This is a genomic window from Natronocella acetinitrilica (assembly GCF_024170285.1).
Lineage (GTDB): Bacteria > Pseudomonadota > Gammaproteobacteria > Nitrococcales > Aquisalimonadaceae > Natronocella > Natronocella acetinitrilica.
In genome coordinates this window covers 217,069-242,828 of sequence record NZ_JALJXV010000007.1, presented here as the reverse complement: position 1 = coordinate 242,828, position 25,760 = coordinate 217,069, and the positions used below count along the sequence as shown (strand labels likewise).

The window sequence follows — 25,760 nt, the reverse complement described above, 5'->3', positions numbered from 1 at the left end:
CCGTGGAGGAGCATAAGTGGAATGGGGGAGAGCAGTGACGCAGGTGCCGCTCAGGCAGCGAGGTTCACGCGCCGCGGCTCAAGCAACTCGATGCACGGGGTGGTCAGCAAGGCGTCCGCATCCATGGCAAGGCCGCGGGCGATACTTTCGCCGTCAAGTATGCCCAGTGCATCTCCTGCCGGGTTAACAATTACGGCGCTGGTTTGAAACTCGGCGTTCATGTGAAAAATGGCGTCTCGCAAAAGCATTTCTGCCGGAATGCGCAAGATCTCAGAGTTCAGCATGGTACCTCCCATAACAATTGCCGCTAGGGTACCGGCGTTCTATGCATAGTAAAAAACGAATATTTTTATCTAATCGATACATTTTCACTATAACATAAAGATGCAAATGAGAACGATTATTATTTAAAGAGCCACTCAGTTCAAGCCGTAGGAAGGTGGAGCGCTAGCCATAGAATGACGGGTAGGGTGACGGCCGACAGCAGCGTTTGCAGGCTCAGAATGGACGCCATGAGCTGCGCATCGCCGCCGAGCTGCCTTGCGAGTATGTAACTTGAGGCTGAAGTGGGTAGCGCAGCGAACAGGACGACGCCGATCGCAGCGACTGGAGTGAGCCCCAGGGCGACAATCACCGGCACGGACAGCATCGGCAGCAGGATCAGTTTGATCCCGGAACTCAGCAGAGCCGGTCTCGCGTGCTGGCCCAGCCTGGCTATCTGGAGTCCGGCACCCACGGCCATCAACCCCAGTGGCAGGGCAGCCTGACCAAGTGCATCAAGCAGGGTGAGCAGTGGCGGAAACAGGCCAACATCGAGCATGTTGAGTCCGATACCGAGCAGACATGCGAGTACCAGCGGATTTCTGAGTATTTGCATGATCAGCAGGTTCGCGCCGGTTTTCGAGGCACTTCCGGTATGGCGGAGCAGGGCCAGTACACTGAAGATGTTGACCAGGGGGATCAATACCGCGAGGCTGACAGCAGCCATTGCCAGGCCGTCGCTGCCAAACAGAGCGCCTGCCGTGGCGAGGCCAATATAGGTATTGAGTCTGATTCCGCCCTGAAATACCGAGGTGAAGGCGGGGCCTGTGAAGGTGTCGTAACGGGCTTGCCAGGCCAATAGCAAGATGGTGACCAGGGTCACGGGAATCACCAGGGCGACCGCCATCCTGCCCAGGTCCAGCGCTTCCAGGGGTGCTGCGCTCAGGTTACTGACCAGTAGCGCAGGTAGAGCGAGAAAGTAGATCAGGCGCTCGGCAATGTGCCAGAAGGCATCGTTGGTAAATGCGGTCCGCTGCAACACCTGCCCAAGCAGAATAAGGCCGAAGACTGCGATCAGTGCGCTGAATAGGGCTGTCACGAGTCTGTGCTTGTCCGTTTGGGAGGGACGATGTGATCCGCTGACCAGTTGCAGGCATAAGGTATGCTTGCAGCATCGCGGGAACAACCGCCCGTTCACCCGACTGACGTGGAGACCAACGCCCCGTGTCCGAACAGGAAGCGCAAGAACACCGGCCATACGGTAAAGACCCGCTACGTGTGTCCATCCACGGGCTGTTTGCCCTGGGGGTGCTCTACACGATGTACCTGGCCCACGAGGTGATATTGCCCGTTGTGCTGGCGGTGATGGTCAGTCTGCTGCTTTCCCCCCTGGTTCGCCGCGCCGCGCGATACGGCGTGCCGCGGGCCCTGGCGGCCTTGTTCCTGCTGGCGGCAGTGGTCGCCGGCGTGGCCGGCATCGGCAAGATTGTGGGCGAACCGGCCTTGCAGTGGCTTGAGGATGCGCCAGAGGGCATCGCCCGGCTGACCGTGCCGGACAGTGACATGCGTGAGGCCTTCGAGCGCATGGCGCGCTCGGCGGAGCAAGTGGAGCGCGCCGTGGCCGAAGCGCAGGAGACCGAGGACAGTAGCCGCGAAGCTGAACCCACCGTTGTGGTGCAACAGGAAGAGGTTTCCTGGCGGGGGCAGCTCGCGGTCGGTCTGCGAGACACCGTCGTGGCGGTCACCCTTGCCCTGACGCTCACTTTCTTTCTGCTGGTCAGCGGTGACCGGCTGATCCAGAACTACGTGCGTCTGCTCGGTGCTCGATCCGACCGGCGGGCCAGTTTGCGCATGATCCAGGATGCGCAGCGCGAGATTGCCCGGTACCTGGGGTTCATCACCATCAGCAACGGCCTTGTCGGGGTAGCCACGGCGATGTTGGTCTGGGTTATCGGGCTGCCGGAGCCGGTGGTCTGGGGCGTTATCGCGGCACTGCTGCGCTTTATCCCCTATCTGGGTGTGGTCTTGACCGTTGCCTTGTTGGCGTTGGTCTCCGCCATCACCTTTGATGAACCAGCGATGATGCTGGCAGCGCCCCTGGGCTATCTCGCGCTGTCGAGCCTGGTGGGTTTCATCATCGAGCCGTATTTTCACGGCTACCGCCTGTCCGTCAATCCCGTGGTGATTTTCCTGTCGATTTTCTTCTGGGGCTGGTTGTGGGGCGCGATTGGTGTGCTGCTCGCCGTTCCCCTGATGACGGTCCTGCAGGTCATCCTCCGCAATACCCCACGGCTCTATCCGGTCTATCAGCTCATATCCCGCTGACGAGACTCAGCGGAAGGCAGGCTCGTCGAAACTCCGTAACTTGCGCGAGTGGAGGGAGTCGATGCCGGCCTCTTTCAATAGGCGCACCGTCTCCAGACCGATGAACAGGTGTTGATTGACGCGGGTTCGGTAGAACGCATCGGCCATGCTGCGCAGCTTCAGTTCGCCATGCATGGGCTTGTCCGAGACGCACAGCAACGTGCCATAGGGGACACGTAGTCGGAATCCATTGGCGGCGATGGTGGCACTCTCCATGTCCACCGCAATGGCGCGGGACTGGCTGAATCGCTCGTAGAGTTCATCGTAACGGAACTCCCAGTTTCGGTTGTCGGTACTCGCCACCGTGCCGGTGCGCAGGCGGATCTTGGTATCCATGCCCTCAAGTCCCGTCACGCCGGCCACCGCCTCCTGCAGTGCTACCTGAATCTCTGCAATGGGTGGCACCGGCACCCAGAGGGGGAGGTCCTGATCCAGTACATGGTCTTCCCGCATGTAGGCATGGGCGAGTACGTAATCGCCAAGCAACTGGGAGCGCCGAAGTCCGCCACAGTGACCAATCATCAGCCAGCAATGGGGCCTGAGTACGGCGAGATGGTCGGTGATGGTCTTGGCGTTGGATGGCCCCACTCCAATGTTGATCAGGGTGACGCCCAGCCCGTCTGGCCGAACAAGGTGGTAGGCCGGCATGGGCGGCAGATGTTTAGGTCGTCTGATCTGTTCCGCAGGCGTGGAGGTAGTGGCATCGGTGATGACGTCGCCGGGTTCGACGAACGCCGTATAGTCACCACCCGCCTTGATCTGATCCAGTCCATATCTTATGAAATCATCCACATAGCGCTGGTAGTTCGTAAAGAGCACAAAGCCCTGGAAGCGGCTCGCGTCGGTACCGGTGTAGTGGTGCAGTCGCTGCACGGCGAGATCGACGCGCTGTGCCGGAAACAGGGCCAGCGGCCAGGGTTCGCCGGGTGGGGTGCGATAAGTGCCGTTGGCAATGCGGTCGTCGATCATGCCGAGGTTGGGCAAGTGAAATACCGAAGAAAGGGCGCGAACCTGTTCTGGCCCCAGGTCTGCCGTTGCATCCTCGATCACGAAAGGAAGGGGGATAGGTTCATTGCTAACGCCCACTTGCAGTGGCACGCCATGGTTGCGCAGCAGCAGCGTGAACTGCTCGTGGAGATAGCGGCGAAACAGATCCGGGCGCGTCACCGTCGTTCCGTGAAAACCCGGGTTGCGTAAGGCACCGTAGGTGGGCCGTGCGGCCGTGACCAGTTTGTCAGCCGTGATCTCGAGGCCCACGTAGGGATAACACGCATCCAGGCCGGGCAGGCCAGGGCTCTCACCGGCCACAAAGGAGCGATAGCGGGCTTGCATGCGCTCCACTGCTGTCGTGTAGAGGTGCTCGACCCGCTGCAGCGCCTCGTCCGCCGTGTGGCAGGGCTTCAGGTCCCGCACCGCGCCGTGGCCAGTGCCCGGTTGGCGTACTCCGTTGCCAACCGTCATGCTCAGACCCCGTCGCGTATGGGCGGCGCGAACTGCAGGCTGGTGTCCCAGGGAAAGTAGATCCAGGTGTCCTGGGACACTTCCGTGACGAAAGTGTCCACCAGCTCGATGCCCTGGGGTTTGGCGTAAACCGTGGCCAGGTGCGCTTCGGGCAACATGTCCTTGACGACGCGGGCGGTCCGCCCGGTATCCACGAGATCATCGACAACCAGCAGGCGCTCACCGCGGCCCTTGCCGAGTTCGACCAGGGATGGCGTCACCGACTTCAGGAGCTCCAGTTCACCCTGGGTCTGATAGTCGTGGTAGGAGGTGATGCAGACGGTATCGATGAGGCGGATTCCGAGCTCTCTGGCCACGATGGCCGAGGGCACAAGTCCGCCCCGTGTCACGCACACGATGGCATCCCAACGGTTTATGCCGGCCAATCGCCATGCCAGGGCTCTGGCGTCTCGATGCAGTTGATCCCATGACACAGGGAAGGCCTTTTCCTGGGGCGCCGTCATTGTTCCTCCGTTTGCAAGTCAGTCGTGGGCGGCGCGATGACTGTGTACCGCGCAATGGCCGTTCATTATCGGTGAATTTTTCCGGATTACTAACTCTGTCGGCCTGATGCGCTATGGTGTGGCTCGGTTTGGCAAGGTTTGCAGGCGGTGGCACCGGCAATGACGAATCAACAACGCGCCATGCTGCTTGCCCTCGGGGCGGTACTACTCTGGTCCACCGTCGCCACCGCCTTCAAGCTGTCCCTGCAGTACCTGACCCCGATCCAGCTGCTTGCCGCGGCAAGCATCGTATCGGTCGTGACCCTGGGCCTGCTGTTGCTGGTCAGTGGTCGACTGGTTCTCGCGTTCCAGGGATCGTGGCAGGACTATCTTCGCTCGGCTGGCATGGGTCTACTCAATCCCTTCCTCTACTACGTTGTCCTGTTCGAGGCCTATGATCAGTTGCCTGCCCAGGAGGCCCAGCCGCTGAATTACACCTGGGCGTTCACGCTGGCGCTGCTGGCTGTTCCCCTGTTGGGGCAGCGGTTGACCCGCGCCGATGTGCTGGGAGGATTGATCGCCTACAGCGGTGTCTGGGTGATCGCGACCCGCGGCAACGTTCTGTCCCTGGGCTTCGACAACCCCTACGGTGTGTTCCTGGCCCTTGCGAGCACCGTGCTCTGGTCGCTTTACTGGATTGTCAGCGCCCGCGACCGGAGGGATCCGCTGGTGGCGTTGTTCTGCAACTTCACCATGGGCGTGCCCTTCATCCTGGTCGCGTGCATGCTGACAGACGGTTTACCGGCCGCAGATTGGAGGGCGTTGGCTGGCGCTGCCTATGTGGGCGTTTTCGAGATGGGTCTGGCCTTTGCGCTGTGGCTGGGCGCCATGCGGCTTGCCACCAGCACATCCCGTATCAGCAATCTGATCTTCCTTTCGCCGTTCCTGTCGCTGTTCTTCATTCGAGCTTTTGTTGGCGAGGTGATTCTGACCTCGACCTACATCGGATTGCTGCTCATTGTCGCGGGCCTGTTGATACAGCAGCTTTTCAGGCGATCCTGATTGCTAACCCAGTGGCAATAAAAAACCCCGCCCACTCGGGCGGGGTTTTGGTTACGGGGTAGGTCGTGTCAGTCGTCGCCGCCGAAAATCCCCAGGATGTGCAGCAGGCTGGTGAACAGATTGAAGATGGACACGTAGAGCGTTACCGTCGCCATGATGTAGTTGGTCTCGCCACCGTGGATCATTTCGCTGGTCTGCCAGAGAATCAGCCCCGACATCAGCAGAATGAACATGGCGCTCACCGCAAGCGACAGGGCCGGCATGCTGAATACCATTGCACCCAGGCCAGCCAGGAAGGCGACCAGAATGCCGACGAACAGGAAGCCCCCCATGAAGCTGAAGTCCTTGCGGGTGGTCAGGGCATAGCCGGACAGGCCGAGGAAGATGGCCGCGGTGCCACCAAAGGCCATCGCAACCAGTTGGCTACCATTGGAGAACGCCCCCAGGTAGAAACTCAGCAGCGGACCGAGGGTGTAGCCCATGAAGCCGGTCAGGGCGAATATCGACACCAGGCCCCAAACGCTGTTGCGCATGGCATTGGTCAGGAACAGCAGGCCAAAGTAACCCGCCAGGACCATGAACCAGGGCAGCGGTGGTGCATTGCTCAACATTGCAACGCCGGCAGTTACGGCACTGAAGCCAAGGGTCATGGCAAGCAGCGTGTAAGTGCTGCGAATAACCTTGTTGGTCTCAACAACGCCCTGACGGCCTGAAGTAATTACCCGATCGTGCGTCGCCATCGTCAGACAACCTCCTGTAGTGGACCCTCGGGAATGCCCGGGTCGCCAAGCTAAACCACACTAGTGTGCCGTGATGCGAAAGGATCATCAATTGCTTAGGCAGTTCGGCTTGCCTGCGGTTCCCTCGCGAGGTGTGTTCCACGACCGATTCAGCAATCCGCCACAGCACGCATTGCGAAGGCGGTGACGGCTTCCACTCGTGTCCGCCGCCAGTCCGCGTCCGCCGGACACTCGCCCATCGCGGAGCCGACCAGGGCCTCTGCGACGCCCCCCACCAGCGCCTGCGCCGAAACCCAGGCGTCCTGGGGCGCGAACAGCCCCTGGTCGATTCCCGTGCTGAGCACTGTCTCGAACTGCTCTGCATAGGCTTTTCTGAAGCGCTGCCGGGCCTCATCCAGATCCGCTTCCGCCGGCTCCGCAATCAATGCCCGGGCCAGCCCCGGGTTGGCCAGGGCACGCCCAGCGAAAGTCGAGACCATGGCCTGCAACTGGACGTCTGGCGAGGCGCCGGGCTGCGGTGCCGCCGCAAAGGCGTCAAGCTCGCGCTGGCTGGCCTCTTCGAAGACTGCACGAAACAGCGCCGTCTTGGAGGGGAAGTAGCCGTAGACGGTGCCGGTGGCCATGCCAGCTTCCGCAGCAATCATACTGACCTGAACGCCGCCGAAACCGTTGCTTGCCACCAGCCGCGTCGCGGCATCCACCAGGCATTGGCGAGTCTGGTCCTTGCGCTCCCTGATCCTGGCGGTTTCCCTGTAGGCCATGCCACACTTACTCTTTGCCGAATTGGGGGCCTGCCCACCGACGCGATCGGGTGGCAAGGCAGACACCTTAACCGGCTGCATTGAAAAAGTCCGCAAACCTGTAGGCAACTGGTGTATCCGGGCCATGGCGCAAGATGATACCGAACGGCTGGTAGTGGCGATTTCCTCTCGCGCGCTGTTCGACATGGCTGATAGCCACCGCGTGTTTGAAGACGAGGGCGTGGAAGCCTACTGCGCCTATCAGGTAGAACGCGAATCGGAGATCCTGCGCCCGGGTGTGGCATTTCGCCTGGTGCGCAAGCTGCTGAATCTGGATCGCAGTGCCACCCGGGTGGAAGTCATCCTTCTGTCTCGCAACAGCGCCGACACCGGACTGCGTGTCTTCAACTCCATCGAGCATTACGGTCTCAACGTGACCCGCGCCGCATTCACCAATGGAGAGCGGCCATGGCGCTATGTGAGGCCGTTCGGTGCGCACCTGTTTCTGTCTGCCGATCCCAACGACGTGAGTCAGGCCCTGGCCGCCGGCTATGCGGCGGCGACCATTCTACCCAGCGCCCAACGGGACGAGACGGTTGAAGAGGCCGAGGATGGCGAACTGCGTATTGCATTCGACGGCGACGCGGTACTGTTTGGAGACGAAGCGGAGCGCGTGTTCCGTACCCAGGGCCTGGACCAGTTCAGTGCCAGCGAGCGTGCCCAGGCCCGTGCGCCCTTGCCGGGCGGACCGTTCAAGCGCTTCCTGTCGGCGCTGCATAATCTGCAGAATGCCTATCCGGCAGAGCAGTGCCCCATCAGGACGGCGCTGGTAACGGCCCGGGCAGCGCCAGCCCACGAGCGGGTGATTCGTACGCTTCGCCACTGGAATATCCGCATTGATGAAGCGCTGTTTCTTGGTGGGCTTGCCAAATCCGAGTTTCTGCAGGCCTTTGCGGCGGATATCTTTTTTGATGATCAGACGGGTCATTGCGAATTGGCCATGCAGCATGTGGCCACGGGCCATGTGCCATTCGGTGTCGCCAATGAGCGGCCCGACCCGGCGCCGGAATCGGACCATGAGACGACCCCCGATCGCTGACCTGCGGCACCAGGCGATAGGTCGAGTCCGGATGGGTCAGGGCGTAGCGGATCCGGCCCGTGACGCACTGCCTTGCGCCCCCCGGTAAAAACGAATACCTTGTGCCGCTTTCCGGGGCGGCCCAAGGCGCGATAGACGCCGAAACGGCCGCACCGGCCGCGTACGCGGGTGATGGAGGAACTGTGGAGATAGTCTGTCTCGATCTTGAGGGCGTGTTGATTCCGGAAATCTGGATAGATTTCGCGGAGCGGACGCAGATCGATGCGCTCAAGGCAACCACCCGTGATGTGCCCGACTATGACGTGCTCATGCGACAGCGACTGGCGCTGCTGGATCAGCATCAGTTGGGTATGGACAGCATCGAGCAGGTCATCTCTGGCATGGCGCCACTTCCCGGAGCCCGTGACTTTGTCGACTGGGTACGGGCTCGTTACCAGCTTGTTATCCTTTCCGATACCTTTTACGAGTTTGCTCGACCGCTGATGGCGCAACTCGGCTGGCCAACGTTGTTCTGTCATCGTTTGCGGGTAGGTTCTGACGGGCGCATCAAGAACTACGAGCTGCGGATGAGTGACCACAAGCGGGCCGCTGTCGAGGCCTTCAAGGGGCTCAATTTCCGCACTGTGGCGGCGGGCGATTCCTACAACGACACGAGCATGTTGGCGGAGGCCCACCACGGAATGCTGTTCCGACCGCCGCAGAACGTGATTGACGAGTTTCCCCAGTTCCCGGTCTGTACTGACTACGAGGAACTGAAAACGCGGATAGATGAGGCGTTTCGCGCCTGACTGGATGTCATGACTGATAAAAAAGCTTCCCGAGTTGCCATTCTTTCCGACACCCATGGCTTTCTGGACCCCCGTATCGCCGAGCGTGTCGCCGAGTGCGACTACGCGGTGCACGCCGGTGACGTCGGCGGTGCCGATGTGCTGTGTGCGCTGCAGCCGCGGCAACAGGTCGTCGCCGTGCGGGGTAACAATGACACCTCCAGCCGCTGGACGGAGTCGGAGACCCGCTTTCTCGAGAACCTGCCTGCGGAGGCACGCCTCGATCTACCCGGCGGCACCGTTGTGGTCGTCCATGGTGATGACAATCGATCGATCAGCGAGCGCCACCGCCACCTGCGCAAGCGCTACCCTGACGCCCGTCTGATCGTCTATGGCCACAGCCACCGTCTGATGATGGATACGGATGAAGAGCCCTGGGTGGTCAATCCGGGAGCGGCGGGGCGCACCCGGACCTATGGCGGGCCGTCGTGCCTGCTGCTTCACTGCAACGACAGCCACTGGGAACTGGAGGCTTTGCAGCTCCCTGCCCGGAAGTATCCGAATCGGGATCACCAGCGGCGGGCGCGGCAGGCAGGTTGAACCATGGGTGGCCGAGCCAGCCTTGAATGACTGATCCGGCGGAACGGCTTCAGCTGGTCGAAACAACCATCCAGGTCTGTCTGGCCAGGGACAGGCCTAGGCTGGCCTCAAGGCTGCGGCGACTGCAACGGGAAATCGCATCGGGCAAGCCGCGCTCCCGGGCGGTGGACAAGCTGGCGGCGGACGCGGCGGCCTCGGCTCAGCGGCGGTCAGGCCGATTAGAAGCCCTGCCGAGACCCACCTACCCCGACGATCTGCCCATCAGCACGCAGCGGCAGCGCATTGCCGACGCACTGCAGCGTCACCAGGTGATCGTGGTCTGTGGAGAGACCGGCTCCGGGAAAAGCACCCAGCTCCCGAAAATCTGCCTGGAGCTGGGACGAGGGGTCGACGGCATGATTGCCCACACCCAACCCCGGCGACTGGCGGCGCGGACGCTGGCCAGTCGCGTCGCCGAGGAATTGCGCTCGGAAGTGGGCGGGGCGGTTGGCTACAAGGTGCGGTTCACCGACCGGGTCAGCGACCGAACCCATATCAAGTTGCTCACCGATGGCATGCTGCTGGCGGAGATCCAGGGCGATCGAAGCCTCCTGCAATACGACACCATCATCATCGACGAGGCCCATGAGCGCAGCCTCAACATCGACTTCCTGCTGGGTTACCTGAAGCAGCTCCTGCCGCGAAGGCCGGATCTCAAGGTCATCATCACCTCTGCCACCATCGATCCTGAGCGGTTCTCCCGTCATTTCCACGATGCGCCGGTGATCGAGGTGTCCGGCCGTAGCTATCCGGTAGAGGTACGTTACCGGCCGCTGGTGTCCGGCGAGAGCCGGGAACCTGACCGGGACATGCAGACCGGTATCCTCGAGGCCGTGGAAGAACTGGCGGGCGAGGGGCGTGGCGATGTGCTGGTGTTCCTGCCCACGGAGCGGGACATCCGTGAAACCGCCGAAGCCCTGCGCAAGCGCCATCCGCCCCATACCGAAGTGCTGCCGCTGTATGCCAGGTTGTCGGCTGCGGAACAGCAGAAGGCGTTTCAGTCCCACGCGGGCCGGCGCATCGTGCTGGCCACCAACGTGGCCGAGACGTCCGTCACCGTGCCCGGGATTCGTTACGTGGTGGATACCGGTCAGGTCCGGATCAGCCGATACAGTTTTCGAACCAAGGTCCAGCGGCTTCCCATCGAACCCATTTCGCGGGCCTCGGCGGACCAGCGGGCGGGGCGCTGCGGCCGGGTCGCACCGGGCATCTGCATTCGGCTTTATTCGGAAGAGGATTACGCCGCCCGCCCGGCATTCACCGATCCGGAGATCCTGCGAACCAATCTCGCCGCCGTCATCCTGCAGATGGAGGCGCAGCGCCTCGGTGCGGTGGACGACTTCCCCTTCGTGGAAGGGCCGGATCGGCGCTTCGTCAATGACGGCTACCGCCTGCTCCACGAACTGGGTGCAGTAGATGCGGACCGCAAGCTGACCGACACCGGGCGCCAACTGGCGCGTCTGCCGCTGGACCCCACCATCGGCCGCATGCTGCTTGCCGGCGCGGGCCAGGGCGCCCTGACCGAGGTGCTCGTGATCGCCGCAGCACTGAGCATACAGGACCCACGGGAACGCCCGCTGGACGCGCGGGAGGCTGCGGATCAGGCCCATGCGGTGTGGAAAGACGCGGATTCCGACTTCAGCGGTTTTCTCAACCTGTGGCGGGATTACCGCGAGGCGTCCGGCCGCCTGAGTCGCAGCAAGCTGCGGACCTGGGCACGGGAGCATTACCTGTCCATGGCCAGGCTGCGGGACTGGGACGACATCCACCGCCAGCTTCGGGAGTACACGGCGAGCATGGGATTGCGGACGAATACCGAGCCAGCAGCCCCGGCAGGTATTCACAAAGCCCTGTTGACCGGGCTCGTGGGTGCGGTGGCCGTTCGCGACGAGGGAGATCAGTACACCGGACCGCGGGACCTGAAACTGGCCATCTTCCCCGGTTCCGCGTTGGCAAAAAGCCGTCCCAAGTGGATCATGGCAGCGGAGCTGGTGGAGACGAGCCGGGTGTTTGCCAGGGTTGCTGCACGCACCAATCCCCAGGATATCGAGGCGCTGGCAGGGCATCTGCTGCGCCGAAACGTCACCGAGCCGCACTGGGATCGAAAGCGGGGGCGGGTGCGGGCCTTCGAGACCACCAGCCTGTATGGCCTGGTGCTGGCTGCCCGGCGACCGGTTGACTATGCCCGGGTTGATGCCGCCGATGCCCGGGAGATCTTTCTTCGTCAGGGCCTCGCCGAGGATCAGGTTGACAGCCGGGGTGGCTTCATCGAGCACAACCGCCGAATGATTGCCGAGGTGCAGGCCCTGGAGGCGAAGTCCCGGCGTCGCGACGTGCTGGTGGATGTGGAGGCACGTTACGCATTCTTTGCCGCCCGGGTTCCGGAGACGGTGAATGATCTGCGCGGTTTCGAGCGCTGGCGGCGAAAGGCCGAAGCCCGGGAGCCCACCTTGCTGCACATGCAGCGCGACGATCTCATGGCCCATGATGCGTCCGTGGTTACCGGCGAGCGCTTCCCGGACTACCTGCGTGTTGGTGATCTGCGCCTGCCACTGCACTACCACTTCGAACCCGGTGACCCCGCGGACGGTGTCACCGTCACCGTGCCCATTGTTGCCCTGAACCAGGTCCGGCCAGCGGATTTCGAGTGGCTCGTGCCCGGGCTGCTGGAAGAGAAGATCACGGCGATGATCCGGGGCCTGCCGAAGCGGCTGCGCAAGCAGTTCGTTCCGGCACCGGATTTCGCGCGGGCAGTGGTCGAGTCACTACCGGCGGGGCAGGGTTCGTTGATTGATGGCCTGCGGCGCGAACTGCAGCGCATGACCGGTCAGGACGTCTCTCCGGAGACCTGGGATTCCATCGAACTTCCCGAGCACTTTCGCATGCGTTACCGGGTGGTGGACGGCGACGGCCGCGAACTTGGTGGGGGACGCGACCTGGCAGTCCTGCAGCAGAGGCTCGCGGGCCATGTCGGGGACGCAGCCAACGCAGCTCTTCCTGGGGTCGACCAATGGGCGCGGGACGATATCACCCGCTGGGATTTCGGCGATATTCCCGAATCTCTGGAGTATGAGCAGCACGGCATCGCTGTGCGTACCTATCCAGCGCTGGAGGATCGCGGCACCCACGTGGCACAGACCCTCGCGGACTCCCAGGCAGGGGCCGGCCGGCGGACGCGCCAAGCCGTGCAACGGTTGCTAATGCTGGCGCTGCGCGACCAGGTCAAGGTGCTGAGCAGCCGTATCACGGGGCAGAAGAGTCTGCAGTTACAGTACGCGCCGCTGGGGGGCAGCAAGGACCTGACGGAAAACATGCTGCGGATGATCGTTGACCGTGTGTTTCTGGAGGAGGAGGACGTACCCACCACCAGCGCTGCTTTCAGGTCCTGTCTCGACCGGCACCGCGGAGTTCTGGTGGAGCGTGGCGAGGCGGAGATCGCGCGTATTGGCGGTGTGCTGGCCGACTACCATGCCTTGCGCGCCGCCTTGCGCCGTCCCCGGGCGCTCGACGGCATGGACAGCTTCCGGGACATGGCCGAGCACCTGGAAGCGCTGGTCTTCCCGGACTTTCTCAGTGCATTACCACCGGCCATGCTGGACAATCTGCCACGCTATCTGTCGGCTCTGCGCTATCGCCTGGACAAATATCCGGCGGATCCGGTGCGGGATGCCCAACGCACACGGCAGCTTCGCCCCTGGTGGGAAGATTACCTGGTCAGGGCTGAGAGGCACCGGCGCGAGGGTACCGACGATCCAGCACTCCTCGACTTCAGGTTAATGCTGGAAGAATACCGTATATCATTGTTTGCGCAAGCTATCGGCGCGGCAATGCCGGTATCTGATAAACGTCTCAAAGCGCAATGGGCCCTGGTCTCCTGAGCGTCGGCGCAAGGTGTGGACTTCGCCTGAACATGTCGGCTGTAGTAAGATCGCGGCCCTTCACGCGCCGCTGTGTCATGCCCGACGGCGCTATCGACGCAACCCGGAAACCGGAGCAGCCATGATCGAGATCAATCCGCTGCTGCAGCACGCCGCAGACCTGAGGGAACGCCTGGAAGCCCTTAGGGGGTATCTTTGACTACCCGGCAAAAAAGGAACGCCTGGAAGAGGTAATGGGTCTGCTGGAGGACCCGGATATCTGGAACCGCCCGGATGAAGCCCAGGCGCTGAACCGCGAACGTTCCCGGCTGCAGGAAACCCTGGGTGAGATCGATCGGCTGACCGCCACGGTCGAGGACGTGGACGAACTCATCGAGCTGGCCCGCGACGAGGACGATGAAGAGACGATTCAGTCGGTGGAGTCGGATATCGCACGGGTGGAGACCGGTGTCTCGCGCCTGGAATTCCAGCGCATGTTCTCCGGAGACATGGACGCAAGCAATGCATTTGTGGATATCCAGGCCGGGTCCGGTGGCACCGAGGCCCAGGACTGGGCCGAGATGTTGCTGCGCATGTATTTGCGTTGGGGCGAGCGCAGCGGGTTCAAGACGGAGCTGATCGAAGTCTCCGCCGGCGAAGTGGCAGGCATCAAGAGCGCTACGGTGCGCTTCGAAGGTGACTATGCCTTTGGCTGGTTGCGCACGGAAATCGGGGTGCATCGGCTGGTCAGGAAGTCGCCGTTTGATTCCGGTAATCGCCGACATACCTCGTTCGCTGCTGTTTTTGTCTCGCCGGAGATCGACGATTCCGTCGAGGTGGATATCAATCCGGCGGATCTGCGCATTGATGTGTACCGGGCCAGTGGCGCCGGTGGTCAGCACGTCAACCGGACCGAATCCGCGGTGCGTATCACTCACGAGCCCACGGGTATCGTGGTGCAGTGTCAGAATGACCGCTCCCAGCACAAGAACAAGGCCACGGCGATGAATCAGCTTCGCGCCAAGCTCTACGAACTGGAGATGCAAAAGCGGCGCGAGGCCAGTGAAGCCGCCGAAGAAGACAAATCCGATATCGGCTGGGGTAGTCAGATCCGCTCCTATGTGCTGGATCAGTCACGCATCAAGGATCTGCGCACCGGCGTCGAGGTGGGCAATACCCAGGCTGTGCTCGACGGGGATCTGGATCGCTTTATCGAAGCCAGCCTCAAGGCCGGGCTCTAATGAAAAAGGTTGACCACGTGCAGGATAATGACGAGAACAAGTTGATCGCCCAGCGCCGCGAAAAGCTCCGGGCCTGGCGGGAGACAGATCGGGCGTTCCCCAACAGCTTCCGTCGTGACGCCTATGCCGCCGATCTACAAGTGGAGTTCGGCGAACTGGATGGCGACAGCCTTGAAACCCGCGGTGTTCGGGTCCGGGTGGCCGGGCGCATGATGGCGAAGCGTGTCATGGGCAAGGCCAGTTTCACGCATCTGCAGGACATGACCGGCAGGATCCAGCTGTTTCTCGCCCGGGACGAATTGCCCGAGGGCGCCTACCAGGCCTTCAAGGGCTGGGACGTTGGCGATATCGTCGGTGCCGAGGGTGTGGTCTTCAAGACCCGGAAAGGCGAGCTGTCGGTCCGTTGCGAGCGGGTGGAGCTACTCACCAAGGCCCTGCGCCCCCTGCCGGAGAAATACCACGGTCTCAGCGATCAGGAGGCGCGCTACCGCCAGCGCTACGTCGATCTCATCGTCAATCCGGAAGTGCGGGATGTGTTCGTGCTGCGCAGCCGGATGATTCAGTTGATCCGTGACTACCTGAACGCCCGGCGCTTCCTGGAAGTGGAAACGCCGATGATGCAGCCCATTCCCGGTGGCGCAACGGCGCGGCCGTTCATCACCCACCACAACGTGCTGGACATGCCGTTTTACCTGCGCATCGCGCCGGAACTCTATCTGAAGCGGCTGGTCGTGGGTGGTTTCGAGCAGGTCTACGAGATCAATCGCAACTTCCGCAATGAGGGTGTGTCGACCCGGCATAATCCCGAGTTCACCATGCTCGAGTTCTATCAGGCCTATGCCGATCACAATGATCTGATGGATCTCACCGAGGACTTGTTACGGACCCTGGCGCGGGAGTTGACGGGGGCCGAAGTGATTACCTACCAGGAGGCCCGGCTGGATTTTGCCGCGCCTTTCCAGCGGCTCAGCGTCCATGATGCCATTCTGCGCTACAACCCCGGCCTCAGCGCCGAAGATCTGGCGGAGCCGGATCGCGCACGGGCGGTGGCAGAGGGGCTCGGTCTGAACCTCAGGGAAACCGATGGCCTGGGGCGGATACAGCTTGAGATTTTCGAGGCAACGGTGGAGCACCACCTGCAGAATCCGACCTTCATTACCGACTATCCGGTGGAGGTATCGCCACTGGCCCGCCCCAGTGACGATGACCCGTTTGTCACGGAGCGGTTCGAGCTGTTCATTGCCGGGCGAGAGATCGCCAATGGCTTTTCCGAGTTGAACGACGCCGAAGATCAGGCGGAGCGTTTCCGCCGGCAGGCGGCGGAGAAGGAGGCGGGCGACAGCGAGGCCATGCACTACGACGCTGATTTCATCCGCGCCCTGGAGTATGGCCTGCCGCCCACCGCCGGAGAGGGCATCGGTATCGATCGCCTGATCATGCTGTTTGCCGATCAGGCGTCGATCAGGGACGTGCTGCTGTTCCCGGCCATGCGGCCCGAGTCAGCCGGCTGACGTCAACTTTCGGCGTCGTCGTCTTCAATGGTGTAGGGCAGTGCCTGGAAGGACACGGGCATGCCCTCGACGTTGAGATCCTGGCGATCGACAAATTCCTTGCGCAGGACCGCGAGCAGTTCGACGCCGTCACCACTGCGGGCCGCAGAGACCACTTCACCCGCCGGCTTGTCGTCTGCGGTCAGGACACGGACGCCCGCTGCCGGTGCTTCGGAGCCGGGGCCTTGCAGCCGATAGGTGCGGCGGCTTGGCTTGCCCAGGTAATGCATGCGCGCCACCACTTCCTGGCCGGGATAGCAGCCCTTGCGAAAGCTCACCCCGTGAATGCGTTCCAGGTTGACCTGCTGGGGAACAAAGCTTTCGATGGTCTCGGCCTGAACCGTCGGGATGCCCAACGAGATATTGAGTAGTCGCCAGGCGTCGGGATGGACTGCCGGCCCTGCAGCTTCCAGTGTCTGCCAGAGACCGATGGCGTCTTCGCCATGAGCAAGCACAACTGTTGTCTCTGCATCGTGCCAGCGCAGGAGCAGCATATCGCCCGCCTCGGTAAGGGTGCCGGCTGCCGTTGGCAGGGTGCCAACGGACTCTTCCAGCACCGCTGCCCGATCGGCAAAGACGGCAACGGCCTGATACTGGTCGGACATATCGTCCAGTTCCACCTTGGAGCGAAGTACAAACATCCGCAGTCGCTTCAGCAGGGGTTCGATAACGCCGCGCTCGGTCAGCAGGATGAATGCGTCGGCGACTTTCACGACAGTCATGAGGGCGTAAAGGCGGCCTTTGGGGTTGCAGTAGCCGGCGAATCCGGCATGGCCATCTGTCAGCGAGCCGATGTCCTGGGTGAGCTGAGACTGCAGGAAAGTGGAAGCGTCGGCACCTCGCACGAGGATGATGCCCAACTCTGGCAGCGGGCAATGGCCCTGGGTGGCCACCGCCGTTGTGCCCGAGGGCGCCGTCATCGAAGGGTTGTCGTGAAGCAGGTCTGCCCATCCGGGATGCATCGAGAGCCTCCTTGTTGGATAATGTGGAGCGTTTCTACCTGCACCTATTCTGGGGCTGCCACCCCTGCGATCCAAGGGAGTCCGCACATGGCCGAGCAGAAAAAGCCCGTCATCGACCCGACAGATGAGCAGAACGCGGACGTCACACGGCGACCGCAGGGAAAGCGTCCGGCACCGGATCTGCCGCCGGAATTCGGCGGCCAGGAAGGGCCGGAGCCCACGCGATATGGCGATTGGGAGAAGAATGGTCGCTGCACGGATTTCTGAACCTCCAAAGGGTTTTGTTGCCCAGTTGTAGTAAGCGCTTGTTGCAGCGCGGAAAACCCCGGGAAGCGGCGTCAATCAAGGCGTCACCGGCTTGCAACACCTTGGCGCACGGTTTAGTTTAGGCGCGCCCGATGTCCCCACCGACCACGCGGAGCGAGCACGAATGGAACGCCAGAATCGACCGCTTTCCCCCCACCTCCAGGTTTATCGACCCCAACTCACATCCGTGATGTCCATCAGTCATCGGGCTTGTGGAGTTGCGATGGCTGCCGGGAGTGTGCTGCTCATCTACTGGCTGGCGTCCGCCGCTGCCGGACCCGAGGCATTTGCCCGTGCCCAGGGCCTGCTCGGCAGCTTCCTCGGAAAGCTGGTGTTGTTCGCATTCACCTACGCGCTCTTCTATCACCTCTGCAACGGCATACGGCACCTGTTCTGGGATGCCGGGCACGGATTCGAAATCGGTACCGCCTACCTCACCGGCTATTGGGTGATCGGCGTGGCGGCTGCCCTGACCGTGCTGGTCTGGATTGCGGCGCTGGCAACCGGAGGAGGTGCGTGATGCCCTTGAGAACCCCAATCAAGCGGGCTCGCGGCCTTGGGTCGGCGAAAGATGGTGTCGGTCATTGGTGGTTGCAGCGAGTGACCGCCGTCGCGCTGATTCCCCTGGTCATGTGGCTGTCATTCGGCCTCGCGAGCAATGTCGGGGGCGATTATGCAGCGGTGCGGGAATGGGTTGGTTCGCCATTCACGGCGGGCCTGTTCATTCTCCTTATCGGCACCATGTATTTTCACGCGCAACTCGGGCTGCAGGTGGTAATTGAGGACTACATCCACGGCAAGCTGGCGCAACTCGCCAGCCTGATTGCCGTGAAATTCCTGGCCGCCGTGCTGGCGTTGACCGGCATTCTGGCGGTGCTGCGCATCGCGTTTGGAGGCTAGCGGATGTCTTCTGGCTACGAAATCATCGACCATACCTACGATGTTGTGGTTGTGGGCGCGGGAGGGGCCGGCTTGCGAGCCACCTTCGGCATGGCCCAGCAGGGTCTCAAGACGGCCTGCCTGACCAAGGTCTTTCCGACGCGCAGCCACACCGTCGCTGCCCAGGGTGGCGTGTCGGCGGCACTGGGCAACATGGGCGAGGACGACTGGCGCTGGCACATGTACGACACCATCAAGGGGTCGGACTGGCTGGGTGATCAGGATGCCATCGAATACATGTGCCGGGAGGCGATCCCGGCAATCATCGAGCTTGAGCATTACGGCGTGCCGTTTTCCCGCACCGAAGAGGGCAAGATCTACCAGCGCCCCTTCGGCGGCATGACCACCCACTATGGGGAAGGGCGTGCGCAGCGGACCTGTGCGGCGGCGGACCGCACCGGTCATGCCATATTGCATACCCTCTATCAGCAGGCCCTGAAGCACGAGGCCGAGTTCTTCATCGAGTACTTCGCCCTGGATCTGATCATGGATGCCGACGGATCCTGTCGTGGCGTGATTGCCCTGAACATGATGGACGGCACCATCCACCGCTTCCGGGCCCACGAGACCGTGCTCGCGACTGGCGGTTATGGTCGCACGTACTTTTCCTGCACATCCGCCCACACCTGCACCGGCGACGGCATGGGTATGGCGTTGCGCGCCGGGTTGCCCATGCAGGACATGGAGTTCGTGCAGTTCCATCCCACCGGCGTCTACGGGGCCGGTTGCCTGATTACCGAGGGCGTGCGCGGCGAAGGCGGTTATCTGACCAACTCCGAGGGTGAACGCTTCATGGAGCGCTATGCACCCAATGCCAAGGATCTGGCCTCGCGGGACGTGGTCAGCCGCTCGATGACCATCGAGATTCAGGAGGGCCGCGGGGTGGGGCCGGACAAGGACCACATCCATCTGCACCTGGAGCACCTTGGCCCGGAAGTCATCCACAAACGCCTGCCCGGTATCGCCGAGACGGCACGCATCTTCGCCGGGGTGGATGTGACCAAGTCGCCGATCCCGGTACTTCCCACAGTCCACTACAACATGGGCGGCATCCCCACCAACTACAAGGGTGAGGTGGTCACGCTGAAGGACGGTGATCCCGATCACGTTGTGCCTGGCCTGATGGCGATTGGCGAGGCGGCCTGCGTATCCGTTCATGGCGCCAATCGCCTGGGCTCGAACTCACTGCTCGACCTGGTGGTGTTCGGCCGTGCAGCCGCTCACCGGGCTGCGGAACTGGTGAAGGAGCAGGGTGACAACCATCGACCGCTACCGTCCGATTCCGCGGATATGGCCCTGGGTCGGCTGGATCGCCTTCGGAACGCCCAGGGGTCTACTGCGACCTCGGTGATCCGCAACAACATGCAGCGGCACATGCAGAACTATGCAGCGGTTTTCCGCACTGGCGAGACACTTGAAGAGGGGTGCAAGACGCTGGCTGAGGTCTATGCATCCTTCGAGGATGTGGCAGTGGCCGATCGCTCCCTGGTGTGGAACTCGGACCTCATCGAGACGCTGGAACTCGACAACCTGCTGGGTTGTGCGTTGACCACGATCGAGTCGGCCCGCAACCGGCAGGAGAGCCGTGGCGCCCACGCACGGGAAGACTACCCCGACCGTGATGATGACCAATGGATGAAGCATTCCCTGGCCTGGGTTCGGGAGAAGGGCAAGGTTGATATCGATTACCGACCGGTCCATATGAACACCCTTACCGACGAGGTTGACGTGTTCCCGCCCAAGGCGCGTGTCTACTAGCGTTGACCGCCGGCACAAGCAACGAGGTGCAATGACATGGCAGAGTTCAGACTTCCAGCGAATTCACGGATCAAGGAGGGCAAGACCTGGTCCGCCGAAGGTGGCAAGCAGGTTCGCCGGTTCCGTGTGTATCGCTGGAACCCGGACGACGGCCAGAACCCGCGCATCGACACCTATGAGGTGGATATGGATGCATGCGGGCCGATGGTTCTCGATGCGCTGATCAAGATCAAGAACGAAATCGATCCCACGCTGACCTTCCGCCGGTCCTGCCGTGAGGGCATTTGCGGCTCCTGCGCAATGAATATCGACGGCACCAACACCCTGGCCTGCACCAAGGGTTGCGACGAGGTTGATGGAGACGTCCGTATCTACCCGCTACCGCATATGCCGGTGGTCAAGGATCTGGTACCGGATCTGACCCACTTCTATGCCCAGTACGCCTCGATTCGGCCCTGGATGCGCACCCAGACCCCGGCGCCGCCGGATCGGGAGCGCCTGCAGAGTCCGGAAGATCAGGCCATGATCGATCAGCCCAGCGCCTGCATCCTCTGTGCCTGCTGTTCCACGTCCTGCCCCAGCTACTGGTGGAACGGCGATCGCTATCTTGGCCCGGCCATTCTTTTGCAGGCCTACCGTTGGATTGTGGACAGTCGTGATGAGGCAACCGGCGAACGGCTGGATGATCTCGAAGATCCGTTCAAACTGTATCGGTGCCATACCATCATGAACTGCACCAAGACCTGCCCGAAGGGTCTCAATCCGGCCAAGGCAATTGCCGAGATCAAGAAGCTGATGCTGGAGCGGCGACTCTGACGTCGCCGACTCCACTTGGGGGAGGTCCTGATGACTGATCTGTCCCGGCTCCGCTGGCGTTGCCGGCGGGGCATGCGTGAGCTGGATCTGCTGTTCGATCAATTTCTGCAGCAGGGGTATGGAGCGCTGTCCGGCGTTGAAAAGGATACGTTCGAGCTGCTGCTCGATTGTCAGGATGACAGACTCTATGACTGGTTCTATCAGGGCGAGCGCCCCGACGACCCCGCCATCGCCGCCCTTGTGGAGCGCATCAGAAGCGGCTTTCAGTCTCCGGATTAAGCCGTCTTTTCATGGTGTACTCCTGCGCCTCGCTGGTGCCGCATGCATTGCCTTTGCAGCAGGCGCCGCAGCCACCTCCGGAGCTGCCCTCTGGCTGGTCCCCACTTTCGTCGCGCTGTTGCCGGTGCATTGGTGGCTAACGAGACAGCCGACCGGTGTACTCAGGCGGCGTGCGGATGGTAGCTGGACGCTTCCCGGCAGCGATGAGCGCTGGCGCCTTGTGTCGGCTCGGGCCTCCTCCTGGCTAGTCGTTGCATGGTTTCGACCATGGAATAGCCCATATGGCCCGCCGCGAGCCTTGTTTCTCTTCCGGGACAGCATGGGCGAACGTGCCCACCGCAGGCTCCGACAGCGCTTCCACGGCCCCTGGTCAGAACGGAGCTAGTGTCCTGAAACAGAAGTTCGCTGCATTTCTGTTTGGGGCACTAGTACAGTCGGCAATGCGGACTGGTCGGGCAGTCGCTGGGGGTGATCGATATTGTAGTGAAGGCCGCGACTTTCCTTGCGTGCCTGGGCGCATCGGATGATCAGCTCGGCAACCTGGGCAAGGTTGCGAAGTTCGATGAGATCCTTATTGACCCGGAAATGGCCGTAGTACTCGCGAATCTCGCCCTGTAGGAGGGTGATGCGGCTTGCCGCCCGGCGCAGCCGCTTGTCGCTTCGCACAATGCCCACGTAGTCCCACATGAAGCGGCGTAACTCATCCCAGTTATGCGAGACGACCACCTGTTCGTCGGAGTCGGTCACCCGGCTTTCGTCCCATGGGGGTGGAGCAGTTGCAGGTGTTGTGGTGTCCAGGGTGCGCTTGATGCTGTCGGCGGCGGCGGTGCCATAGACGATGCACTCCAGCAGGCTATTGCTGGCCAGCCGGTTGGCGCCGTGCAGTCCAGTGTAGGAGACCTCACCGATGGCATACAGGCCGGGGAGATCAGTGCAACCGGTCGCGTCCACCATGACTCCGCCGCATGTGTAATGGGCAGCAGGTACCACCGGAAGTGGCTCCTTGGTCATGTCCAGTCCGAACTCCAGGCAACGGGCATGGATGGTCGGGAAGTGCGTTCTTATGAATTCGGCATCCCGGTGGCTGATGTCCAGATGAACGCAATCCAGGCCGAGCCGCTTCATCTCGTGATCGATGGCGCGTGCAACGATGTCCCTCGGTGCGAGTTCCCCTCGTGGGTGAAAGCGCTCCATGAACCGGCTGCCGTCCGGTAATAGCAGATGCCCGCCCTCGCCACGCACCGCCTCACTGATGAGAAAGGACTTGGCCAGAGGGTGATAGAGACACGTTGGGTGGAACTGATTGAACTCCATGTTCGCGACCCGGCAGCCAGCCCGCCAGGCCATTGCGATGCCGTCGCCGGTGGCACCATCCGGATTGCTGGTATAGAGGTAGACCTTGCTTGCCCCGCCACTCGCGAGGACCGTGCAGCGGGTGCCAACGGCAATAACCTGGTCTTGCGCCGTGTCCAGCAGATAGGCGCCATGGCAGCGGTCGCCCTCGCCACCGACATGCCGGGCCGTGATCAGGTCAACAGCGCAGTGGTTTTCGAGGATGGTGATATTGGGGCGTGCCCGCACTGCGCCCTCGAGGGTCGTTTCCACGGCGCGCCCTGTCGCATCGGCGGCATGCACGATGCGGCGATGACGATGCCCGCCTTCCTGATGCAGGTGAAGTGTCTCGCGTCCGTCCGGCCCCTGTTCCGTGGAGAAGGGCACATGGATACTCTGAAGCCAGTGAATCGCCTCCGCGGCACCAGCCGCAACCAGTTGCGCGGCTGCCGGATCACTCAATCCCGCTCCTGCCTCCAGGGTATCCTCCACGTGCGAGGCGATGGAGTCGGACTCATCCAGTACTGCCGAAATGCCGCCCTGGGCATAAAGGCTTGAACCCTCGCGGAGCGGACCCTTGGAGGTCACGGCGATACGCAGACTTTCAGGTAGACGCAGGGCCAGTGTCAGGCCGGCTGCGCCACTACCGATGATCAAGACGTCGAAGTGCACGGTTGTGGGGTTTCCTGAGGATGCTGAGACGACTGGAGAAGCGGGACGTTCGCTTGCAGCACGCCTGACCGATCGGCTACTCTCGTCTCCCGTCGTCAGTCGTTGGCGCCAGCCGACGGCCCGGTCTTGCCGGGGCGGAAAGTCGAGTCCACGTTGCTCCAGGATTCGGTCGCTTCCGACCTGATTTTTAATCTAATCACAATCCGGATTCGCGTGCGAACTATCAATGAGCACCAGTGTCTACTGCGCAGACGGCCTAGGCTGCCGGTTGTTGGCGGGGTGGTTTGAATGACCACTTCGGTCAGTGACCAGGAGTTGGTCGAGCGTGTGCAGGCCGGAGACAAGCAGGCATTCAACCTGCTCGTCCGGAAGTATCAGCACAAGCTCGTGAAGATGATATCCCGGTATGTCAGCGACCCGAGTGAAGCCCAGGATGTTGCGCAGGAGACTTTCATCAAGGCTTACCGGGCGCTACCAAATTTCCGGGGTGACAGCAGTTTCTACACGTGGATATACCGCATTGGTGCGAACACGGCCAAGAACTACCTCGTCGCCCAGGGGAGGCGGCCGCCGGGCTCTGACATCGACGCGCAGGATGCGGAACAATATGTTGTGGATTCCTCTCTGAGAGAGACAGACACTCCCGAGGGGCTTGCGCAGCGAGACGAAATAGAAAAAACGGTGTTTGATGCCATCGAATCGTTGCCCGATGACTTGAGGACGGCGATCACATTACGCGAGTTGGATGGTCTGAGTTACGAGGAAATAGCCCAGGCGATGGATTGTCCGGTGGGGACCGTCAGGTCACGGATTTTCCGCGCACGGGAAGCCATAGATAAAAGACTCAGACCTCTGCTGGAGAGCAAGTAAGGACAGGTGGACCGCGATGAACCGACCGTATGACGAACAGATTTCAGCACTTGCCGACGGTGAGCTGGGGGAAAGTGAGTTGCCATTGCTGCTGCGCCAGGCTGGCAAAGATGGATCCCTGCAGCAGCGAATGGGCCGCTATGCACTGATTCGGGATGCGCTGTCCCGGAACCTGCCTGCAGTCGTGGATGAGTCCCTTGCCGATCGCGTGGCCAGTGCGCTTGAGACAGAGCCGGCCCACAGGGGCAACAGTCAGGTGCTGCGCCGGTCAGGAAACCGCTGGTTGCGGCCTGTGGCCGGGCTCGCTGTTGCCGCCAGCGTGGCAATGCTCGGCGTGATGATCTGGCCGACTGCACAGTCACCGGGTCTTAACGGTGGTGCCGGTATCGCCAGCGCGCCCCAGGCCAGCCCCGCTGGGGTGGAGTTTCAGCAGGTGAGTGCGGACAGCATTCGCTGGGATCGACTGGACCCCGAAGTACAGGCGCGGCTGAACGGCTACGCGTTGTCACACGGGGAAGAGGCTGCGGGCCGGCAATTGAGCATTATCCCGCAGCACGTAAGGATCACCGGCCACAGCGTCGAGCGTCGATAGCGCGTGCCCATGCTGAGACGCCTATCCGCCGCCGTCGCTATCGGGCTTGCCACGCTGGGCGTTTCTGGTCTCGTCGCCGCTGATGGCGACGCGAGGGAACAGATCGAGAGGATGTCCGCCGCCGCCGCCAGCACCAGCTTTCATGGTGTGTTGATCTACGGCTATGGTGGTCACACCGAGCCCCTGGAGATCGTTCGGCTTCTCGAGTCCGGGCCACGGGAACGCCTCTACACATTGCGCGGCGCACAGCGGGAAGTATTCCGCCAGGAAGATCACGTGCGCTGGGTGCTGCCGGATCAGGGCGTCGTACTGATAGAACAGGGCAGGGAATCACGGCGGCGATTCACCGATATCACGGCGTCGCAACTCGATGCCCTTGCCAGCTACTACGAGCTTGCCGTGATTGGTGAGGATCGCGTGGCCGACCGTCCGGCAATCGTCCTCGAACTCAAGCCTCGGGATGAGTACCGCTATGGCTATCGCCTCTGGCTGGATGATGAAACTGGCATGCTGCTGGCGTCCGAGTGTCGAACCGCCGACGGTGAGGTGATCGAGCACTTCATGTTCGTGGAACTGAACATGAATCCTCCTCCAGAAGCCATTTTGCCGCGTTTGTCCGACGACGGGCTCGAAGTTGTCGAGGCACCGTCGCCGTCCATCCATGATGAGGCCGGGCAGTGGGAGGCCTCGGAGGTTCCGGCTGGCTTCCAGCTCCTCAGCCACGGCAAGCGCTCACGCCGGGGTGGTGGCGAGCCGGTGGAGCACTTGTTGTATGGCGACGGCTTCGGTGCGGTGTCAATCTATATCGCCGAGGGCGAGGATATGGATTTTCACGGTCATTCCGGCAAGGGCGCAACGCGGATGGCCGGAGCCAACCGTGACGGCTATCACATCACCGTGGTGGGCGAGGTGCCGTCGGCAACCATCGAGATGGTGCTGTCGGGCGTCAGGCGACTGCAGTAGATCCATGC

26 protein-coding genes are annotated in these 25,760 nt (G+C 62.1%); 18 read left to right on the top strand and 8 right to left on the bottom strand.

The window, feature by feature from the left end:
- Positions 1-50 precede the first annotated feature (50 nt).
- Both J2T57_RS15215 and J2T57_RS15210 read right to left on the bottom strand, forming a co-directional pair.
- Positions 51-284: a hypothetical protein gene (locus J2T57_RS15215; protein WP_253480254.1), complete on the bottom strand. Its 234-nt coding sequence runs from the start codon at positions 282-284 to the stop codon at positions 51-53.
- A gap of 140 nt (positions 285-424) precedes the next feature.
- Positions 425-1,360 carry an AEC family transporter gene (locus tag J2T57_RS15210; RefSeq protein ID WP_253480252.1) on the bottom strand — a complete coding sequence of 312 codons (936 nt, stop codon included), beginning with the start codon at positions 1,358-1,360 and terminating at the stop codon, positions 425-427.
- A gap of 125 nt (positions 1,361-1,485) precedes the next feature.
- On the opposite strand from J2T57_RS15210, the gene J2T57_RS15205 reads away from it, so the two are divergent.
- Positions 1,486-2,586 (top strand): AI-2E family transporter, encoded by a 1,101-nt coding sequence (locus tag J2T57_RS15205; RefSeq protein ID WP_253480249.1) that lies wholly within the window; start codon positions 1,486-1,488, stop codon positions 2,584-2,586.
- A gap of 6 nt (positions 2,587-2,592) precedes the next feature.
- Here J2T57_RS15205 and J2T57_RS15200 read toward each other — a convergent pair whose 3' ends face one another.
- Positions 2,593-4,086 (bottom strand): AMP nucleosidase, encoded by a 1,494-nt coding sequence (locus tag J2T57_RS15200; protein ID WP_253480246.1) that lies wholly within the window; start codon positions 4,084-4,086, stop codon positions 2,593-2,595.
- Positions 4,087-4,088: 2 nt separating this feature from the next.
- The gene (gene gpt, locus J2T57_RS15195) at positions 4,089-4,589 is read right to left on the bottom strand and encodes a xanthine phosphoribosyltransferase (RefSeq protein ID WP_253480243.1); all 501 of its coding nucleotides are present in this window, start codon (positions 4,587-4,589) and stop codon (positions 4,089-4,091) included.
- A 159-nt stretch (positions 4,590-4,748) separates the two neighbouring features.
- On the opposite strand from gpt, the gene J2T57_RS15190 reads away from it, so the two are divergent.
- On the top strand, positions 4,749-5,630 hold the full coding sequence (locus J2T57_RS15190; RefSeq protein ID WP_253480240.1) for a DMT family transporter: 882 nt from the start codon (positions 4,749-4,751) through the stop codon (positions 5,628-5,630).
- 68 nt (positions 5,631-5,698) lie between these two features.
- Here J2T57_RS15190 and J2T57_RS15185 read toward each other — a convergent pair whose 3' ends face one another.
- Both J2T57_RS15185 and J2T57_RS15180 read right to left on the bottom strand, forming a co-directional pair.
- Positions 5,699-6,370: a Bax inhibitor-1/YccA family protein gene (locus J2T57_RS15185; protein WP_253480237.1), complete on the bottom strand. Its 672-nt coding sequence runs from the start codon at positions 6,368-6,370 to the stop codon at positions 5,699-5,701.
- Between the two features lie 149 nt (positions 6,371-6,519).
- Positions 6,520-7,131 carry a TetR/AcrR family transcriptional regulator gene (locus tag J2T57_RS15180; protein WP_253480234.1) on the bottom strand — a complete coding sequence of 204 codons (612 nt, stop codon included), beginning with the start codon at positions 7,129-7,131 and terminating at the stop codon, positions 6,520-6,522.
- 124 nt (positions 7,132-7,255) lie between these two features.
- Here J2T57_RS15180 and J2T57_RS15175 point away from each other — a divergent pair, with 124 nt between their 5' ends.
- The 6 genes from J2T57_RS15175 (at position 7,256) to lysS (ending at position 16,224) form a co-directional block, all read left to right on the top strand.
- A complete protein-coding gene (locus J2T57_RS15175; protein WP_253480231.1) occupies positions 7,256-8,209 on the top strand; it encodes a 5'-nucleotidase in 954 nt (317 codons plus the stop codon).
- 182 nt (positions 8,210-8,391) lie between these two features.
- On the top strand, positions 8,392-8,997 hold the full coding sequence (thrH, locus tag J2T57_RS15170; protein ID WP_253480228.1) for a bifunctional phosphoserine phosphatase/homoserine phosphotransferase ThrH: 606 nt from the start codon (positions 8,392-8,394) through the stop codon (positions 8,995-8,997).
- A gap of 9 nt (positions 8,998-9,006) precedes the next feature.
- Complete coding sequence (locus J2T57_RS15165) at positions 9,007-9,576, top strand: metallophosphoesterase family protein (protein ID WP_253480225.1); 570 nt, start codon at positions 9,007-9,009, stop codon at positions 9,574-9,576.
- A 26-nt stretch (positions 9,577-9,602) separates the two neighbouring features.
- Positions 9,603-13,493 carry an ATP-dependent RNA helicase HrpA gene (gene hrpA / locus J2T57_RS15160; protein WP_253480222.1) on the top strand — a complete coding sequence of 1,297 codons (3,891 nt, stop codon included), beginning with the start codon at positions 9,603-9,605 and terminating at the stop codon, positions 13,491-13,493.
- 121 nt (positions 13,494-13,614) lie between these two features.
- Positions 13,615-14,713, top strand: a protein-coding gene (gene prfB / locus J2T57_RS15155; protein ID WP_253480204.1) for a peptide chain release factor 2 whose coding sequence is annotated in 2 segments (ribosomal slippage) — positions 13,615-13,689 and positions 13,691-14,713 — 1,098 coding nt in all. Because the reading frame shifts where the segments join, the coding sequence is not laid out codon by codon here.
- Positions 14,713-16,224: a lysine--tRNA ligase gene (lysS, locus tag J2T57_RS15150; RefSeq protein ID WP_253480201.1), complete on the top strand. Its 1,512-nt coding sequence runs from the start codon at positions 14,713-14,715 to the stop codon at positions 16,222-16,224. Before prfB ends, lysS begins: the two co-directional genes overlap by 1 nt.
- A 2-nt stretch (positions 16,225-16,226) precedes the next feature.
- On the opposite strand, the gene ygfZ is transcribed toward lysS, so the two are convergent.
- Positions 16,227-17,225, bottom strand: a complete 999-nt coding sequence (ygfZ, locus tag J2T57_RS15145) for a CAF17-like 4Fe-4S cluster assembly/insertion protein YgfZ (protein ID WP_253480198.1) — start codon at positions 17,223-17,225, stop codon at positions 16,227-16,229.
- Positions 17,226-17,312: 87 nt separating this feature from the next.
- Between ygfZ and J2T57_RS15140 the strand changes: the two genes are divergently transcribed.
- The 7 genes from J2T57_RS15140 to J2T57_RS22480 all read left to right on the top strand — a co-directional run bounded on the left by J2T57_RS15140 (position 17,313) and on the right by J2T57_RS22480 (position 21,708).
- Positions 17,313-17,492 carry a DUF1674 domain-containing protein gene (locus J2T57_RS15140; RefSeq protein ID WP_253480195.1) on the top strand — a complete coding sequence of 60 codons (180 nt, stop codon included), beginning with the start codon at positions 17,313-17,315 and terminating at the stop codon, positions 17,490-17,492.
- 163 nt (positions 17,493-17,655) lie between these two features.
- On the top strand, positions 17,656-18,051 hold the full coding sequence (gene sdhC, locus J2T57_RS15135) for a succinate dehydrogenase, cytochrome b556 subunit (protein WP_301289424.1): 396 nt from the start codon (positions 17,656-17,658) through the stop codon (positions 18,049-18,051).
- The gene (gene sdhD / locus J2T57_RS15130) at positions 18,051-18,431 is read left to right on the top strand and encodes a succinate dehydrogenase, hydrophobic membrane anchor protein (RefSeq protein ID WP_253480192.1); all 381 of its coding nucleotides are present in this window, start codon (positions 18,051-18,053) and stop codon (positions 18,429-18,431) included. The genes sdhC and sdhD overlap by 1 nt, the downstream gene beginning before the upstream one ends.
- Positions 18,432-18,434: 3 nt before the next feature.
- The gene (sdhA, locus tag J2T57_RS15125; protein ID WP_253480190.1) at positions 18,435-20,228 is read left to right on the top strand and encodes a succinate dehydrogenase flavoprotein subunit; all 1,794 of its coding nucleotides are present in this window, start codon (positions 18,435-18,437) and stop codon (positions 20,226-20,228) included.
- A 36-nt stretch (positions 20,229-20,264) separates the two neighbouring features.
- Positions 20,265-21,044: a succinate dehydrogenase iron-sulfur subunit gene (locus J2T57_RS15120; protein WP_253480187.1), complete on the top strand. Its 780-nt coding sequence runs from the start codon at positions 20,265-20,267 to the stop codon at positions 21,042-21,044.
- Between the two features lie 30 nt (positions 21,045-21,074).
- Entirely contained in the window at positions 21,075-21,323 is a 249-nt protein-coding gene (locus J2T57_RS15115; RefSeq protein WP_253480184.1) for an FAD assembly factor SdhE, read from the top strand.
- A complete protein-coding gene (locus J2T57_RS22480; protein ID WP_366519111.1) occupies positions 21,220-21,708 on the top strand; it encodes a protein YgfX in 489 nt (162 codons plus the stop codon). Before J2T57_RS15115 ends, J2T57_RS22480 begins: the two co-directional genes overlap by 104 nt.
- Here J2T57_RS22480 and nadB read toward each other — a convergent pair.
- A complete protein-coding gene (nadB, locus tag J2T57_RS15110) occupies positions 21,705-23,327 on the bottom strand; it encodes an L-aspartate oxidase (RefSeq protein WP_253480181.1) in 1,623 nt (540 codons plus the stop codon). The two genes, J2T57_RS22480 and nadB, sit on opposite strands and share 4 nt — an antisense overlap.
- A 288-nt stretch (positions 23,328-23,615) precedes the next feature.
- Between nadB and rpoE the strand changes: the two genes are divergently transcribed.
- The 3 genes from rpoE to J2T57_RS15095 are packed head-to-tail and all read left to right on the top strand — an operon-like array spanning position 23,616 to position 25,752.
- Positions 23,616-24,197, top strand: a complete 582-nt coding sequence (gene rpoE / locus J2T57_RS15105) for an RNA polymerase sigma factor RpoE (RefSeq protein WP_253480177.1) — start codon at positions 23,616-23,618, stop codon at positions 24,195-24,197.
- 16 nt (positions 24,198-24,213) lie between these two features.
- Complete coding sequence (locus J2T57_RS15100) at positions 24,214-24,789, top strand: sigma-E factor negative regulatory protein (RefSeq protein ID WP_253480174.1); 576 nt, start codon at positions 24,214-24,216, stop codon at positions 24,787-24,789.
- A gap of 9 nt (positions 24,790-24,798) precedes the next feature.
- Positions 24,799-25,752: a MucB/RseB C-terminal domain-containing protein gene (locus tag J2T57_RS15095; RefSeq protein WP_253480171.1), complete on the top strand. Its 954-nt coding sequence runs from the start codon at positions 24,799-24,801 to the stop codon at positions 25,750-25,752.
- Positions 25,753-25,760 lie beyond the last annotated feature (8 nt).

Coding starts and splice junctions, on each gene's coding strand:
- J2T57_RS15215 (WP_253480254.1), bottom strand. CDS start 284: ATGCTGAACTCTGAGATCTTGCGCATTCCGGCAGAAATGCTTTTGCGA.
- J2T57_RS15200 (WP_253480246.1), bottom strand. CDS start 4,086: ATGACGGTTGGCAACGGAGTACGCCAACCGGGCACTGGCCACGGCGCG.
- gpt (WP_253480243.1), bottom strand. CDS start 4,589: ATGACGGCGCCCCAGGAAAAGGCCTTCCCTGTGTCATGGGATCAACTG.
- J2T57_RS15190 (WP_253480240.1), top strand. CDS start 4,749: ATGACGAATCAACAACGCGCCATGCTGCTTGCCCTCGGGGCGGTACTA.
- J2T57_RS15185 (WP_253480237.1), bottom strand. CDS start 6,370: ATGGCGACGCACGATCGGGTAATTACTTCAGGCCGTCAGGGCGTTGTT.
- J2T57_RS15180 (WP_253480234.1), bottom strand. CDS start 7,131: ATGGCCTACAGGGAAACCGCCAGGATCAGGGAGCGCAAGGACCAGACT.
- J2T57_RS15175 (WP_253480231.1), top strand. CDS start 7,256: ATGGCGCAAGATGATACCGAACGGCTGGTAGTGGCGATTTCCTCTCGC.
- J2T57_RS15165 (WP_253480225.1), top strand. CDS start 9,007: ATGACTGATAAAAAAGCTTCCCGAGTTGCCATTCTTTCCGACACCCAT.
- hrpA (WP_253480222.1), top strand. CDS start 9,603: ATGACTGATCCGGCGGAACGGCTTCAGCTGGTCGAAACAACCATCCAG.
- lysS (WP_253480201.1), top strand. CDS start 14,713: ATGAAAAAGGTTGACCACGTGCAGGATAATGACGAGAACAAGTTGATC.
- ygfZ (WP_253480198.1), bottom strand. CDS start 17,225: ATGCATCCCGGATGGGCAGACCTGCTTCACGACAACCCTTCGATGACG.
- J2T57_RS15140 (WP_253480195.1), top strand. CDS start 17,313: ATGGCCGAGCAGAAAAAGCCCGTCATCGACCCGACAGATGAGCAGAAC.
- sdhC (WP_301289424.1), top strand. CDS start 17,656: ATGGAACGCCAGAATCGACCGCTTTCCCCCCACCTCCAGGTTTATCGA.
- sdhD (WP_253480192.1), top strand. CDS start 18,051: ATGCCCTTGAGAACCCCAATCAAGCGGGCTCGCGGCCTTGGGTCGGCG.
- sdhA (WP_253480190.1), top strand. CDS start 18,435: ATGTCTTCTGGCTACGAAATCATCGACCATACCTACGATGTTGTGGTT.
- J2T57_RS15120 (WP_253480187.1), top strand. CDS start 20,265: ATGGCAGAGTTCAGACTTCCAGCGAATTCACGGATCAAGGAGGGCAAG.
- J2T57_RS15115 (WP_253480184.1), top strand. CDS start 21,075: ATGACTGATCTGTCCCGGCTCCGCTGGCGTTGCCGGCGGGGCATGCGT.
- J2T57_RS22480 (WP_366519111.1), top strand. CDS start 21,220: ATGACAGACTCTATGACTGGTTCTATCAGGGCGAGCGCCCCGACGACC.
- rpoE (WP_253480177.1), top strand. CDS start 23,616: ATGACCACTTCGGTCAGTGACCAGGAGTTGGTCGAGCGTGTGCAGGCC.
- J2T57_RS15100 (WP_253480174.1), top strand. CDS start 24,214: ATGAACCGACCGTATGACGAACAGATTTCAGCACTTGCCGACGGTGAG.
- J2T57_RS15095 (WP_253480171.1), top strand. CDS start 24,799: ATGCTGAGACGCCTATCCGCCGCCGTCGCTATCGGGCTTGCCACGCTG.